This is a genomic window from Micrococcus sp. 140720015-1, assembly GCF_053627595.1.
Map to the genome: position 1 here is coordinate 234,451 of NZ_JBSEYC010000003.1, position 13,471 is coordinate 247,921.

Sequence of the window (13,471 nt, forward strand, 5' to 3'; positions counted from 1 at the left end):
GAGCCGGGCGTTCCTGTCCCTGGGCGGTCACACCACCAGGGACAGGAACGCGCCGAGCGCGAAGCCGACCACGGTGAGCAGCCCGGCCTTCTCCCCGCCCTTCTCGCGGGCCTCGGGGATCATCGTGTCGATCAGCATGACCAGCAGGGCGCCGGCCGCGAAGCCCTGGATGCCGCCGGTCAGGGCGGGGGAGGCGACGTCGGCGATCAGCCCGCCGCCCCACGTCGCCAGGGCGCAGACCACCGCCACGAGCGACCACTGGATCAGCAGGTGGCGGCGCGTCTTGCCGCCGTCGAGGGAGTCGGCCGTGGCGGCGATGGACTCGGGCAGGTTGGACATGAAGATCGCCACGAGGAGCGCGAGGGACACGCCCTCGCCCGCGGCCAGCCCGATGCCCAGCACGAGCTGTTCCGGGATGCCGTCCAGCAGCGCGCCCACGGTCAGCGCCGCACCCGAGGACGAGCCGCCGGACCTCGCGGCGGAGCGCTCCACCGCACGGTCGCCGAGGAAGTAGGCGGCCGCGCCGAGCGTCAGCCCGATGCCGACGGCGGCGGGCCCGGCCGCCTGCACGCCCGCCTCCGCGAGCTCGAAGGACACGGACGCGATCAGGGCGCCGGCGCCGAAGGCGAGCACGAGTCCGATCGTGCCCATGTGCCAGCGGCGCAGGGTGGCCAGGACGGCGCCCACGAGCAGGGAGGACGCGGCGACGGCGCCCCACATCAGGGTCATCACGGCAGCCAGGCTACGCCCTGACCCTCGCGAAGTGAGGTCTGGAGCGAGGGGCATGGTGCTGGCAGGATCGCCCCCATGCCCGCACCCTCCTCCGATCATCCCCGCCCCGGCGGACTCGTCGAGCCCCGCGACGACGCCGACGTGCCCCGCTGGATCGCCGACCTCGGCGTCCCCGGCCTCGTGGACCTCCACGTGCACTTCATGCCCGAGTCGGTGCAGCGCAAGGTGTGGGGCTACTTCGACGCCCTGCCCGTGCACGGCCACCCCGCCTGGCCCGTCACCTACCGGCACGACGACGAGGAGCGCGTCCGCGTCCTGCGTTCCCTGGGGGTGAGGGCCTACACCACGCTCAACTACGCGCACCGGCCCGGCATGGCCGACTGGCTGAACGCCTACTCGGCGACCTTCGCCGCCGCCCACGACGACGCCGTCCCCTCCGCCACGTTCTTCCCCGAGCCGGGTGTGGAGGACACGGTGGCCCAGGCCCTGCGGTCGGGCGTGACGGTGTTCAAGGTGCACATCCAGGTCGGCGCGTTCACGGCGCTCGACCCGCTGCTGGACGGGGTGTGGCCGATGATCGCGCAGGTGGGGGCCGCCGTCGTGATCCACTGCGGGAACGGGCCGCACCCCGGCGAGTTCACGGGTGTCGAGCCGATCCGCGAGCTGGTGCGGCGCCACCCGGACCTGGTGCTCGTGATCGCGCACGCGGGCCTGCCCGACTACCGCGCGTTCGCGGACCTCGCCGCGGCCAATCCGAACGTTCACCTGGACACCACGATGGTCGGCACGGACTACATGGAGCGCATCGCCCCGCTGCCCGCCGACTGGCCGGCGATCCTCGCGGACCTGCCCGGGAAGGTCGTGCTCGGCACCGACTTCCCGACCATCCCGTACGCCTACAGCCACCAGCTCGCCGTCCTCCAGCGGTGGGGCATGGGCGAGGACTGGCTGCGCGACGTCGTCTGGAACACCCCGCGGCGGCTGCTCGGGCTATGAGCGGTGGCTAGGGTGGGAGGATGATCCTCCTGGGCCTCGTCCTCGCCGGACTCGCGGCGCTGGTGCACGTGTTCATCTTCTGGATGGAGTCCCTCGCGTGGACCTCCGAGCGCGCCCGCCGCACCTTCGGCACGGGCACCGTGCAGGAGGCCGAGGCGACCCGCGAGCTCGCCTTCAACCAGGGCTTCTACAACCTGTTCCTGGCCATCGCCGTGGTCCTGGGCATCGCGCTCTACGCCGCGGGCCACCACGCCGTCGGCGCGACCCTCGTGTTCACCGGCGCCGGCTCCATGGCCGCCGCCGCCCTCGTCCTGCTCCTCTCCAGCCCGGACAAGCGCGGCGCCGCCCTCAAGCAGGGCGTCGCCCCGACGCTCGGCGTGGCAGCGCTCGCGGTCGGGCTGCTGGTCTGAGGGTCGGGGCTCACCCCAGCCCCGGCTCCTCGACGCCGCCGGGGCCGCCGCCTCAGCTCACCGCACGACCTCGTCCGCCTCGCCCGTGAGACCGAGCTTCTCGGCCACGTAGTCCACGTCCTTGTCCCCGCGGCAGGACCCCCACGAGCGCTCGTGGGGGTCCTGCCGCGGGGTGCGTCGCTCAGATGTCGAGGATGCAGAACTCGTTGCCCTCGGGGTCGGCCATCACGGCCCAGCCGAGGTCGCCGCGGCGGTCGTCCACCATGACGGCGCCGATCCGCAGGGCGCGCTCGACCTCCTCGTCCCGCGTGCCGTCCTCGACGGCCAGGTCCATGTGGGCGCGGTTCTTGACGCGCTTGGCGTCCGGCACCTTGTAGAAGAGGACCGTGTACCCGTGCGGGGTGACGAGGCAGCACTCGTCCGAGCCGGGCTCGTAGGAGTCGGGCTCGCTGACGTCCCAGCCCATCAGCTCGCGCCAGAACTCGGCGACGGCGTACGGGTCCAGGGCGTCCCAGGTGGTGTGTGACAGGCGCAGGCTCATGAGCCCATCGAACCACCGGCGCGCCGGTGACGGGAGGCATACGATCCCGTCATGCCCCACGAGCTGCACCTGACCCACGACTCTGTCTGCCTGCGCCCCCTGACCCCCGACGACGCCCCGGCGCTGCGCGCGATCGTCGACGCGGCTGCCTGGGCGGGCTTGAGCACGCCCCTGCCCGAGACCGACGAGGCCATGGCCGAGCACCTGCGCACCCTCCTGGCGGTGCCGGGGATGCAGGCCTTCGCCGTGGAGCGGCACGGCGAGCTCGTGGGTCGCACCGCGTTCTACGAGCACGTGCCGCGGGTGCGGGTCGACGTCGGCCACACGATTTACGCGCGCCCGTACTGGGGGACCGAGGTGAACCCGGCGTGCAAGCTGCTCCTGCTGGGGCATGCGTTCGAGGACCTGGGGGTGGCCCGCGTGGGGCTGCGGTGCGACCACCGCAACACCCGCTCCCACCAGGCGATCCTGCGCCTGGGCGCCACCTTCGAGGGGACGCTGCGGGCGTTCCGGAAGGCGGCGGACGGGACCATCGCGGATGCGGACTACTTCAGCGTCACCGCCCCCGAGTGGCCGGCCGTCCGCGCCGGGCTCGAGGCGCGCCTGACGGGGGCCGACGCGGGCTGAGGGGCGCGGCGAGTGAACGGCGAGGAACCGGATCGTCTCACAGGGCGGACGTATACCTCACCATGTGGATGCGCGTCGTGACTCGGTGAACCCCGGTTCACTCTTGTGTGCATGACGATCACCGCCGCCGAGACCCAGTCCCTCACCGCCGAGGCCACCGCCGTGCTGGCCGCCATGCCCGGCGTCTCCTACGCGCAGTTCCTCGCCGAGGCTCCCGAGGTCCCCGGCATCGTCGCCGTCGTCGCGGCCGAGTCCGCCCGCGCCCGGCTCGGCGTCGAGGCCGAGGAGACCGGCCTGCTCGCCGTCGCCGTGGCCCCCCACGGCCTGCGCGCCCGTGACGTCCGCGCCGCCTTCCAGTCCGGCCGCACCGCCGTCTCCCCGCTGCGCCAGGCGCTCGCCGCGCTGCTCGAGGACGAGCTGGACCTCGAGGTCGAGCGCACCAGCCCCGGCGCCGCAGGCACCGGCTTCACCCTGACCCCGGAGTCCGAGGACGAGCTGACCGCCTGGATGCGCGCCCACCTCACCCTCCGTGCCTGGGCCACGCAGGACGCCACCGTCCTGGCCGACGTCGCCGCCCAGGTGAACGCGGACCTCGCCCCGGCCCTGGCCCTGGACGGCGTCGCCTCCCCCTCCGCGCACCTGCGCGCGCCTCGCGGCCATGGCCGCGGCCGCCCGCCGGTCCGCCACGATCTGAGGGGCGGCCGGGCGCTCGGGGCGTAGCGTCCCGCGCATGACTTCAGTGCTCTTCGTGGTCTCCGCGGCCGACGCGTGGACCCTCAAGGACGGAACCACCCACCCCACCGGCTTCTGGGCGGAGGAGCTGGCCACGCCGCACCGCCTGTTCCGGGAGGCCGGCTGGGACGTCGTGATCGCGACGCCGGGCGGTGTGCCGCCCACCGTGGACCAGGTCAGCCTCGGCGAGGCCGCCGGCCCCGAGGAGGACCGGCGGCGGCTGAAGGACTACCTCGAGTCCATCTGTGCCGAGTTGGACGCCCCGCTGCGCCTCGAGGACGTGGACGACCGCGAGTTCGACGCCGTCTTCTACCCCGGCGGCCACGGCCCCATGGAGGACCTCGCCCAGGACCCGGTCTCCGGGGCGCTGCTGGCCCGCCGCGTCACCGCCGAGGCGCCCGTGGCGCTGCTGTGCCACGCGCCCGCCGCGGTGCTCGCCGCGAAGGACGCCGACGGCGCCAACGTGTTCGCCGGGCGGCGGATGACCGCGTTCTCCGACGCCGAGGAGCGGGCCGGCGGCCTCGCGGACCAGGCGAAGTGGCTGCTGGAGACCGAGCTGAAGGAGGCCGGCGTCGTCTACGAGAAGGCGGACGAGCCGATGGCCCCGAAGGTCGTCGTCGACGGCGCCGTCTACACGGGCCAGAACCCGGCGTCCTCCGCGGAGCTGGCGCAGCGGCTCATCGCCGACCTCGGCTGAGCGGGCCTCGCCCGCCCGGCCGGGCTGACGAGGCCGGATGCGGGGTTGTCGGCGCGGACGCGGTAGAACTGTCGGGTGCCCTCCACCTCTCCGGCCCCGTTGCCCCCGCACGCCCGCCCCGGGCGGCGCGCGCCGGCGTCGGTCCCCTTCGGCCTCGCGCTGGCCGCCGTCCTGCTGCTCGCCACGAACCTGCGCCCGGGCGCCACCACGCTGGGCCCGGTGATGCAGGAGGTGTCCGCGGCGCTGGGGCTCAGCGGCGGGCTGGCGGGCCTGCTGGCGGCGCTGCCGGGGATCGTGTTCGGCGCGGTCGGCTTCGTGGCGGTGCGCGTCGGCGGTCGGCTGGGCATGTCCGCCACGCTGGCGCTGGGCGCTGGCCTGGCCGCGGCGGGCCTGGCGGGGCGCGCCGTCGTCGACGACGTCACCCCGTTCCTGCTGCTCACCGTGCTGGCGCTGTCCGGCATGGCGCTGGGCAACGTGCTGATCCCGGCGTGGGTGAAGCTGCACGCGGCCTCCCGCACCACCGTGCTCATGACGGTCTACAGCGCGTCCCTCACCCTCGGCGGGTCGACGGCGGCGCTCGTCACGGCGCCGATCGCGGCGGCCGCCGGGGCGGACGGGTGGCGCTGGGCGCTCGGCGCGTGGGGGCTGGCGGCGCTCGCGCCGCTGGCCGTGTGGGCGGCGGTGGCGTGGCGCACCGGCCACGACTTCCCGCGGATCCTCACCCCGGAGGGCGGCGGGGTGAGCCTGCTGCGCTCGCCGACCGCCCTCGCGCTCACCCTGCTGTTCGGCGTGCAGTCCACGAACGCGTACGTGCAGTTCGGGTGGGTGCCGCAGATGCTGCGCGACGCCGGCCTGTCCGCGGGCGCGGCCGGGACGTCGCTCGGGGTGACGGCGGGGCTCGGCGTGGTGGGCTCCCTGATGATGCCGACGGTGATCAGCCGCTCCCGGAACCTGAAGGCGTGGATGGTGCTGTTCGGCGCCATGACGACGCTCGGGTACGTGGGGATGCTGGCCGCCCCGGTGGCGGGGGTGTGGCTGTGGGCGGCGGTGCTCGGCCTGGGCGGGTTCGCGTTCCCCACGGTGATCACGCTGCTGGCGGCGCGCACCCGGGACCCGCACGTGACGGCCCGCCTGTCCGGGTTCGCCCAGCCGGTGGGCTACGTGCTCGCGGCGATCGGCCCGTTCGCGGTGGGCCTGCTGCACGACCCCACGGGCGGCTGGACCCTCGTGCTCGTGCTGCTCGCGGCGTCCGGTGTGGTGATGGCGGCGGCGGGCCTGCGCGCCTCCGAGCCGGTCTACGTCGACGACGAGCTGGCCGCACGCGCCTAGGCCCCCGACCCCCTCGGCGCCGCCGCCCCGGCCGTTCCCGCCCGCCGGCCCCCGGCGGGTCACCCCGTCGTCTCCGTCTCCCACGCCGGGGCCTCTGTCCTTGTCCAGCGGGGGAGTGGTCTCAGCGGAAAGTGCAATCGAAAACCGCGGAGAAAAGATTGCAGTCGTCCCGACGACGTTTTCCCCCGCCTCTCATCGTGCGCCCTCAGCAGGCCACCCTCATCGGGGTCCCATGCCGGCGCATCCCTCGGCGGCGGGGCTGCCACCGCCGTGCTCGCGGAGCCAGGCCCGGTCCCGGTGGGTCCGCACGGCGGCCGCGGCGCGACAGCGGTCCGAGCAGAACCGGCGACGTCGGCCGCGGTCCCTCTCGTCCACGAACGCCGCGCGGCACCCGGGCAGGCCGCACAGGCCGAGCCGGTCGCCCTCACCGTCCACGACGAGCCAGGCCAGCGCCCCCGCCGTCGTCGCCTGGACCTGTCCCAGGACGTCGTCCAGCGAGCCCGAGCCGTCCGCGCTCGCCGCGGTGAACCGCCAGACGGGCGAGGTCTCGGGGCCGGCCGACGCGCTCAGGAGGGCGCGGATCGGCACCCCCTCCAGGAGGGCGGCCGCGGCGTCGGCGCGGTCGCGGGGGCCGTCCGCCGCGAAGACCGGACGCAGGCGCCCCGCCCATCGGCTCAGCCGACCGGCGAGCGCGAGGCGCTCGCGCACGGGGAGCGCATCCGGTCCGCCGAGCCCGTGCTCCTCCAGCAGTGCGGTGTGGTCCTGGGCGTCGCCGTGGCGCCGCGCCACCCGGATCAGGCCGGCCGCGAGTCGGGCACCGGCCAGGGTCTCTCCACGCACGCTCACGGCACCGTTGCACACCCGGGGCCGGACGGGGCCCGCGGTCGTCCACAGCCCCTGCGACCACCGAGTCCGGCACTGCCCCGCCCGCCGGGAGGCCGCCCCCCTCAGCGCCGGGTGCGGGAGACGAGCAGGTCCGCCGTCGTCGCCGCGACCACGCCGAGGGCGTAGAGGGCCAGGTCGCTCGCCACGAAGGACGTCCCGAGCACCAGCCGTGCCGGCCCGAACGCCTCCGCCCACGCCAGGGGCAGGCCGGTGAGCTGGAACAGCTCGATCGCCGTGCACAGCGCCAGGGCGATCGCGCCCACCGCCCACGCCGACCGCCGCGGCAACAGGAACGCGACCCCCAGGTACACGAGCACCGCGTAGAGGGCGTCGCCCACGGGTCCGGTCCACGCCCCCGTCAGGAGCAGGCGCACCCCCAGCCCCGTCAGCAGCACTACGACGGCGGCCCCGGCCACCAGTGCCCGACGTCGGCGCGGGCGTGCGGCAGGGCGCGCAGCAGGGGCCGAGGACGCAGGGCCCGGGGACGCGGGGCGCGGGCCGGGGTCCGAGGTCGACGTGCTCACGAGGGTCCTTCCGCGGGATCGGGGCGCCGGCACGCGGCGGTGCGGGGCGGGGAGGGCGCCGCCCGCCCAGTCTGCCCCAGCCCCCGGCGCCGGTGACACAGTGGGCGCATGAGCGAGAACACCGCCGACACGCCCCGCCCCGACCCGTTCCACGTCCTGCGCACGAGCGAGGTGGCCGCCGCCGACCTGGCCGACTGGCGCCTGCTTGCCGGCCGGCTCAAGGCCCGGTTCGTGCCGGAGGACTACGCCGCCGGCCTCGAGTTCGTGGCCGCGGTGGGGGCGGCCGCCCAGGCCGCCGACCACCACCCGGACCTCACGCTGACCTACGGGGACGTGGTCGTCGCCCTCTCCAGCCACGACGTCCACGGCGTCACCGTCCGGGACGTGCGGATGGCCCGCCGGATCAGCGACCTCGCCCGGGAGCACGGGCTGCGCTCGGAGCCGACCGGGCTGTCCGTCGTCGAGATCGGCCTGGACACCGCCCGGGACGAGGAGCACGGCCGGTTCTACGCGGCCCTGCTGGGCGCCGAGACGGTGCCCGGCGGCAGCGTGGAGCACCCGGGCGGGCAGACCCCCGCGCTGTGGTGGCAGGGCCCCGAACCGGGCGGCTCCGCGGGGGACACGGCCCTGCCCGAGCCGGAGGTGGAGCAGCGCTGGCACCTGGACGTGTGGGTCGCCCCCGAGGAGGCGCAGCCCCGGCTGCAGGCCGTGCTCGACGCCGGCGGGCGGCTCCTCAGCGACGCCTCGGCGCCGGCGTTCTGGGTGGTCGAGGACGTGGAGGGCAACCGCTCCTGCATCTGCACGGCGCTGCGCCCCGACCATGAGGACCAGGAGTGAGCGCGGGCCCGCGCCGCTGAGGGGTCAGCGGCCCGGCTTCTCCGCCCACGCGGTGGCCAGCGCGCGCTGGAACACCTCGAGGGGCTGGGCGCCGGAGATGGCGTACTTGCCGTCCACCACGAAGAACGGGACGCCGTGGATGCCCAGGCGTCGGGCGGTCTCCACGTCCTCGTCCACGTCCTGCGCGTGGGCGTCCGAGGCGAGGGCGGCGAGCGCGGCGTCCCGGTCCAGGCCGGCCTCCGCGGCGAGGTCGGCGAGCACCTCGTGGTCGGCCACGTTGCGGCCCTCGGTGAAGTAGGCCTCGAAGAGGCGGCGGATCACCGCGTGCTGGAGGCCGTGCTCGGCCGCGAGGTGGGAGAGCCGGTGCGCGTCCCGCGTGTTCACGGCCTGCGCGATATCCTGGCGGAACGTCACGCCCACCTCACCGCCCCGGGCGGTGATCTGCGCGTCCATAGCCTCGGCCTGCTCGCGGGTGATGCCCTTGGTGGCCACGAGCATGTCCAGGACGGGCTGCGGGCGGTCCGCCGGCAGGTCCGGCTGGAGCTGGAACGAGTGGTACCGGATGTCCACGGGGTGCTCGGCGGCGTCCGCGGCCTGGTCCAGCAGCGTGTCCCCGATCAGGCAGAACGGGCACATCACGTCGCTCCACACGTCCACGGTGACGCGGTCCTCGGCGGTCTCGAAGGGGCTCATGCGCACACCCCGTCCACGCCGCACACCGGGGCGTCGTCCTCGCCGTCGGCGGCGAGGAGGGTGAAGGCGGGCAGGGCGGCGTCGGGCTGGTCGGCGTCGGCCGGGGCGGCGACGTCGGCCCGCGCGTCGTCCGCGGGGCGGGGCGGGGTGGGCTGGTCGGGGGTCTGCATGCCCTCACCCTAGGTGTAGGAGGGTGGGAGGATGATCCTCCTGGGCCTCGTCCTCGCCGGACTCGCGGCAACATGCCTGCATACGTCACCCTTGACTCCAGCATCCACGGCGAGCCCTGTCTCCTTCCCGCTCCCTGCCCACTGACGGAGATGACCGATGAACCTCAATGCAAGTCTCGGACGAGTGGTCAAGTGGGATCGCGATGGCGGCTGGGGCGTGATCGACAGCGAGGCGACGCCCGGGGGTGCTGGGTCCATTTCAGTCACCTACCCATGCTCGACTCCGTCCCGTCCAGCCTCATGGTCGGCGAGGAGGTGGAGTTCGTGTTCGAGGCACTGGAGGCCCACAACGGTCAGGACGGGTTTCTCTACCGAGCCATTGCCGTGCATCCCCCGCATGGGGGACTGGCGCGCTGACCGGGCACGCCGCCGGGGCCGCCGCCTCAGCTCACCGCACGACCTCGTCCGCCTCGCCCGTGAGACCGAGCTTCTCGGCCACGTAGTCCACGTCCTTGTCCCCGCGGCCGGAGAGGTTGACGAGGATCCGCGCGTCCCGGCCCATCTGCGGGGCGAGGCGGATCGCGTGCGCCACGGCGTGCGCGGACTCGAGCGCGGGGATGACGCCCTCGAGCCTCGTGAGCCGCTGGAACGCGTCGAGCACGGCCGCGTCGTCCTCGGCCACGTACCGGACACGGCCCAGGCGCGCGAAGTGGGCGTGCTGCGGGCCGACGCCCGGGTAGTCCAGGCCCGAGGCGATCGAGTGCACGGGGTCCGGGGTGCCGTCGTCGTCGGCGAGGACGAGGGTGGCCATGCCGTGGAGGACGCCCTCGCGGCCCTGGGTCATGGTCATCGCGTGCTCGCCCTTGGCCGAGGAGCGGCCGCCGGGCTCGACGCCCACGAGCGCGACGTCGGCGTCGTCGAGGAACGCGGTGAACGCGCCCATCGCGTTGGAGCCGCCGCCCACCGCGGCGACGACGGCGCTCGGCAGCGCCCCGAACCGCTCCTGGAACTGAGCGCGGGCCTCGCGGCCGACCACGGACTGGAAGTCGCGGATCATCGTGGGGAACGGGTGCGGGCCCACCACGGAGCCGATCGCGAACAGGTACCTCTCCGGGTCCGCCGCGTACACCTCGAACGCCGAGTCCACGGCCTCCTTCAGGGAGCGGCCCTCGCGCTCCACCGAGACCACCTTCGTGCCGAGCAGACGCATGCGCACCACGTTGGGGTGCTGCTTGGCCACGTCGATCGCGCCCATGTGGATCTCGCAGTCGAGGCCGACCATCGCGGCCGCCGTCGCCAGGGCCACGCCGTGCTGGCCGGCGCCGGTCTCCGCGATCAGGCTGCGCTTGCCCATGCGCTTGGCGAGCAGCGCCTCGCCGATCGTGTGGTTGATCTTGTGGGCGCCCGTGTGGTTCAGGTCCTCGCGCTTGAGCACGATCCGTGCGCCGCCGAGCTCGTCGGAGAGGCGGTCCAGCGGGGTCAGGGGGGAGGGGCGCCCGACGGCGTCGCGCAGCAGGCGTCGGTATTCGGCGTAGAACTCGGGGTCGGTGCGCGCCTCGGCGTACGCGCGGGCGACCTCGGCCATGGGGCCGGCCAGCTGCGGGGGCAGATGGGCGCCGCCGTACTTGCCGAACATGCCGTCCGCGGAGACGTCCAGGTCCGGGGTGGTGACGAGGTCGCAGGCCTCGGCGAGGGTGCGGGGCTCGGCGGCGCCTCTCAGGGCGTTGTCCTCGGGGTTGCGGTGGGTCATCGGGGTCCTCCTGGGATGGGGCCCGCCGAACCGCTCATGACCGAGCCGCCCGGCAGGCGAGCGGCTCGTCGTGTCAGATGCGCATGACCGGGGCCGCCCTCAGGCGGTCCACCACTGCTGCGCGTGCATCTGCATGGGGCCAGCGTACTGCACGTCGGGGCAGGCGTGAGTCTCACCATGTGGCTGTAAATCTCAGAATGTGGACAATGCTCCTCGTCTCGGTGAATCACGATTCACCCTGGATCCATGACCATCACCGCCGTCGACACCCAGTCCCCGACCGCCGAAGCCGCCGCTGTGCTCGCCGCCACTCCGGGCATGCGGTACGCCGAGTTCCTCACCGCCGCCCCCGCAGTGCCCGGCATCGTGGCCGTGGTGGCCGAGGAGTCGGCCCGTGCCGCCCTGGGCCTCACCCCCGCCGCCGGTGACGTCCTCGCCGTCGACGTGGCCGACGAGAGCCTGCAGTGCCGCGAGGTGCGCGCCGCCTTCCAGTCCGGTCGTACCGGCGTCTCACCGCTGCGCCAGGCGTTCGCCGCCCTGCTGGCGGGCGAGCTCGGCCTCGATGTGGAGCGCACCAGCCCGGGTGCTGCGGGGGAGGGCTTCGCCCTGACTCCGGAGTCCGAGGAGATGCTCACGGCGTGGATGCGGGAGCACCTGACGCTGCGCGCCTGGGTCGCCCAGGACGCCTCCACCCTCGAGGGGGTCGCCCGAGAGGTGGCCGCCGATTTCGCCCCGGCCCTGCAGCCGGGCGCTCTGGAGGCCCCCGTGGCGCAGCGGGTCGCGGCCATGCGGGCCTCCGCCCGACGTTCCGCCACGCTCTGAGCCGACCGGGCGCCGGAGGCGACGCCCTCGTCCGTGGCGCTCGGTCTCGTCGCGCCGGGAGATCACCCCGAGTCCGCTGACAGGATGGGCGCATGAAGCACGAGATCGTCCTCACCCGCGGGGACCTCACCCTGCGCCCCCTCGCCCCCGCCGACGGCCCCGCCCTGCGCGAGCTCGTCGACGCGGCCATGTGGGCGGGGAACAGCGCGCCCCTGCCGGTGGACGGTGCGGCCATGTCCGAGCACCTCGCCGAGCTGATCGAGCGGGAGGGCACCTTCGCCTTCGCCGTCGAGCAGGGCGGGGAACTGGTGGGGCGCACGAGCCTCTATGACCTGGTGCCCGGGCTGCGGGTGGAGGTGGGGCACACGGTCTATGCCCGTCGGGTGTGGGGCACCTCCGTGAACCCCGGCTGCAAGCTGCTGCTGTTCGGGCACGCGTTCGAGGAATGGGAGCTGGAGCGGGTGGCCCTGCGCTGCGACCACCGCAACGCCCGTTCACACGCCGCCATCGCCCGCCTGGGGGCGACGTTCGAGGGCACTCTGCGCCGCTTCCGTCCGGCGGCGGACGGCACGGTCGCCGACGTCGACTACTTCAGCGTGGTGCGCGAGGAGTGGCCCGCGGTGTGCGCCGGGCTCGAGGCGCGCCTGGCCGCCTAGGGGTGTAGAACGGGGGGATGCCACCCGAATCCCCTGCCCCGTCCGCCGAGCGCGGGCCCTCCCGCCCCCGCCCGGCCGCCGTCGCCGCCCGCCCGGAGGCGCCTTCCCCGCGGGCGACCGCCCTGCTATTCACGCTCGCGGTGGCCGCCGGCTCCGTGATGCCGCTGCAGGGCCGCATCAACTCCCGCCTCGCCCACCTGACCGGCGACCCCGTCCTCGCCGCCCTGTGCTCCTTCGCGGCGGGCCTGGTCGTCATGGTGCTCGTGAGCGTGCTGACGCCGCGGGGCCGCCGGGGCCTGGCCCGCATCCGCCCGGCCCTCGCCGCGGGGTCCGTGCGCCCGTGGTACGCGGTGGCGGGCGTGATCGGCGGGCTCCTGGTGCTCACCCAGTCCGCGACGATCGGTCCCCTCGGCGTGGCCGTGTTCACGGTCGCCGTGGTCACCGGGCAGGTGGTCGGCGGGATGGTCGTGGACCGGCTCGGGCTCAGCCCCGCCGGGGTGCAGCGCCTGACGCCGCGGCGCCTCACGGGGGCGGCGCTCGCCCTGGCCGCGGTCGCCCTCGTGGTGTGGCCCTCGCTCGGCGAGGCCGGCGGCGGGCCCGGCTGGGCGCTGCTGGCCCTGCTGCCCCTGCTGGCCGGCCTGGCCACCGCCGGACAGCAGGTGTTCAACGCCCGTCAGACCACGGCCTACGGCACCGCCATCCCGGCGACCCTGGTCAACTTCACCGCCGGCGTCCTCTTCCTCGGGATCGTGTGGGGCGGGATCGCCCTGGCCTCCGGCCACGGCCTGCCCGCGCTGCCGCACGACTGGCGGCTCTACCTCGGCGGCCCGCTGGGGTGCGTGTTCATCGGGGTGGGCGCCATGGTCGTCCCGCGCCTGGGCGTCTTCGCCGCCACCCTCGGCCTGGTCTCGGGCAACCTCCTGGGCTCCCTCGTGGTGGACCTGGTGGCCCCCACCGACGGATCCACGGTCACCACGACGACGGTGCTGGGCACCCTGGGCGCCCTCGCCGCCGTCACGCTCGCGTCGTGGCCGGCGCGGCGCCGGTAGCGTCGCCCGCGGCGGCAGGCC

Annotated in this window: 18 protein-coding genes; 11 read left to right on the forward strand and 7 right to left on the reverse strand. The window is 74.9% G+C overall.

The window, feature by feature from the left end; translation table 11 throughout:
- Nucleotides 1-27: 27 nt before the first annotated feature.
- The gene (locus ACUXPL_RS06575) at nt 28-729 is read right to left on the reverse strand and encodes a ZIP family metal transporter (protein WP_166437806.1); all 702 of its coding nucleotides are present in this window, start codon (nt 727-729) and stop codon (nt 28-30) included.
- Between the two features lie 78 nt (nt 730-807).
- On the opposite strand from ACUXPL_RS06575, the gene ACUXPL_RS06580 reads away from it, so the two are divergent.
- Together ACUXPL_RS06580 and ACUXPL_RS06585 are read left to right on the forward strand one after the other, a co-directional pair.
- Nucleotides 808-1,728 carry an amidohydrolase family protein gene (locus ACUXPL_RS06580; protein WP_454182696.1) on the forward strand — a complete coding sequence of 307 codons (921 nt, stop codon included), beginning with the start codon at nt 808-810 and terminating at the stop codon, nt 1,726-1,728.
- A 20-nt stretch (nt 1,729-1,748) separates the two neighbouring features.
- A complete protein-coding gene (locus tag ACUXPL_RS06585) occupies nt 1,749-2,138 on the forward strand; it encodes a DUF1304 domain-containing protein (RefSeq protein WP_454182698.1) in 390 nt (129 codons plus the stop codon).
- 181 nt (nt 2,139-2,319) lie between these two features.
- On the opposite strand, the gene ACUXPL_RS06590 is transcribed toward ACUXPL_RS06585, so the two are convergent.
- Nucleotides 2,320-2,679, reverse strand: a complete 360-nt coding sequence (locus ACUXPL_RS06590) for a VOC family protein (protein WP_180536493.1) — start codon at nt 2,677-2,679, stop codon at nt 2,320-2,322.
- Between the two features lie 51 nt (nt 2,680-2,730).
- On the opposite strand from ACUXPL_RS06590, the gene ACUXPL_RS06595 reads away from it, so the two are divergent.
- The 4 genes from ACUXPL_RS06595 (at nt 2,731) to ACUXPL_RS06610 (ending at nt 6,064) form a co-directional block, all read left to right on the forward strand.
- Nucleotides 2,731-3,306, forward strand: coding sequence for a GNAT family N-acetyltransferase (locus ACUXPL_RS06595; RefSeq protein ID WP_454182701.1), 576 nt, complete (start codon nt 2,731-2,733; stop codon nt 3,304-3,306).
- A gap of 111 nt (nt 3,307-3,417) precedes the next feature.
- Entirely contained in the window at nt 3,418-4,026 is a 609-nt protein-coding gene (locus ACUXPL_RS06600) for a hypothetical protein (protein WP_257643161.1), read from the forward strand.
- 10 nt (nt 4,027-4,036) lie between these two features.
- Nucleotides 4,037-4,735 carry a type 1 glutamine amidotransferase domain-containing protein gene (locus tag ACUXPL_RS06605; RefSeq protein ID WP_180536490.1) on the forward strand — a complete coding sequence of 233 codons (699 nt, stop codon included), beginning with the start codon at nt 4,037-4,039 and terminating at the stop codon, nt 4,733-4,735.
- 75 nt (nt 4,736-4,810) lie between these two features.
- Nucleotides 4,811-6,064, forward strand: coding sequence for an MFS transporter (locus tag ACUXPL_RS06610; RefSeq protein WP_454182704.1), 1,254 nt, complete (start codon nt 4,811-4,813; stop codon nt 6,062-6,064).
- Nucleotides 6,065-6,283: 219 nt separating this feature from the next.
- Here the strand turns inward: ACUXPL_RS06610 and ACUXPL_RS06615 are convergent, their stop codons facing one another.
- The gene (locus ACUXPL_RS06615) at nt 6,284-6,910 is read right to left on the reverse strand and encodes a CGNR zinc finger domain-containing protein (protein WP_454182706.1); all 627 of its coding nucleotides are present in this window, start codon (nt 6,908-6,910) and stop codon (nt 6,284-6,286) included.
- 101 nt (nt 6,911-7,011) lie between these two features.
- The gene (locus ACUXPL_RS06620; protein ID WP_454182708.1) at nt 7,012-7,473 is read right to left on the reverse strand and encodes a ribosomal maturation YjgA family protein; all 462 of its coding nucleotides are present in this window, start codon (nt 7,471-7,473) and stop codon (nt 7,012-7,014) included.
- Nucleotides 7,474-7,581: 108 nt separating this feature from the next.
- Between ACUXPL_RS06620 and ACUXPL_RS06625 the strand changes: the two genes are divergently transcribed.
- Entirely contained in the window at nt 7,582-8,310 is a 729-nt protein-coding gene (locus ACUXPL_RS06625) for a 4a-hydroxytetrahydrobiopterin dehydratase (RefSeq protein ID WP_454182710.1), read from the forward strand.
- Between the two features lie 24 nt (nt 8,311-8,334).
- On the opposite strand, the gene ACUXPL_RS06630 is transcribed toward ACUXPL_RS06625, so the two are convergent.
- Entirely contained in the window at nt 8,335-9,003 is a 669-nt protein-coding gene (locus tag ACUXPL_RS06630; protein WP_454182712.1) for a DsbA family oxidoreductase, read from the reverse strand.
- Nucleotides 9,000-9,173: a hypothetical protein gene (locus ACUXPL_RS06635; RefSeq protein WP_180536478.1), complete on the reverse strand. Its 174-nt coding sequence runs from the start codon at nt 9,171-9,173 to the stop codon at nt 9,000-9,002. The genes ACUXPL_RS06630 and ACUXPL_RS06635 overlap by 4 nt, the downstream gene beginning before the upstream one ends.
- A gap of 273 nt (nt 9,174-9,446) precedes the next feature.
- Between ACUXPL_RS06635 and ACUXPL_RS06640 the strand changes: the two genes are divergently transcribed.
- The gene (locus ACUXPL_RS06640; protein WP_454182714.1) at nt 9,447-9,590 is read left to right on the forward strand and encodes a hypothetical protein; all 144 of its coding nucleotides are present in this window, start codon (nt 9,447-9,449) and stop codon (nt 9,588-9,590) included.
- A gap of 31 nt (nt 9,591-9,621) precedes the next feature.
- Here ACUXPL_RS06640 and trpB read toward each other — a convergent pair whose 3' ends face one another.
- On the reverse strand, nt 9,622-10,923 hold the full coding sequence (gene trpB, locus ACUXPL_RS06645) for a tryptophan synthase subunit beta (protein ID WP_454182716.1): 1,302 nt from the start codon (nt 10,921-10,923) through the stop codon (nt 9,622-9,624).
- A 246-nt stretch (nt 10,924-11,169) separates the two neighbouring features.
- On the opposite strand from trpB, the gene ACUXPL_RS06650 reads away from it, so the two are divergent.
- From ACUXPL_RS06650 to ACUXPL_RS06660, 3 genes are all read left to right on the forward strand, one after another.
- Nucleotides 11,170-11,745: a hypothetical protein gene (locus tag ACUXPL_RS06650; protein ID WP_454182718.1), complete on the forward strand. Its 576-nt coding sequence runs from the start codon at nt 11,170-11,172 to the stop codon at nt 11,743-11,745.
- Nucleotides 11,746-11,837: 92 nt separating this feature from the next.
- Nucleotides 11,838-12,401 carry a GNAT family N-acetyltransferase gene (locus tag ACUXPL_RS06655; RefSeq protein WP_454182720.1) on the forward strand — a complete coding sequence of 188 codons (564 nt, stop codon included), beginning with the start codon at nt 11,838-11,840 and terminating at the stop codon, nt 12,399-12,401.
- 17 nt (nt 12,402-12,418) lie between these two features.
- The gene (locus tag ACUXPL_RS06660) at nt 12,419-13,450 is read left to right on the forward strand and encodes a DMT family transporter (RefSeq protein WP_454182722.1); all 1,032 of its coding nucleotides are present in this window, start codon (nt 12,419-12,421) and stop codon (nt 13,448-13,450) included.
- The last annotated feature ends 21 nt before the right edge of the window (nt 13,451-13,471 follow it).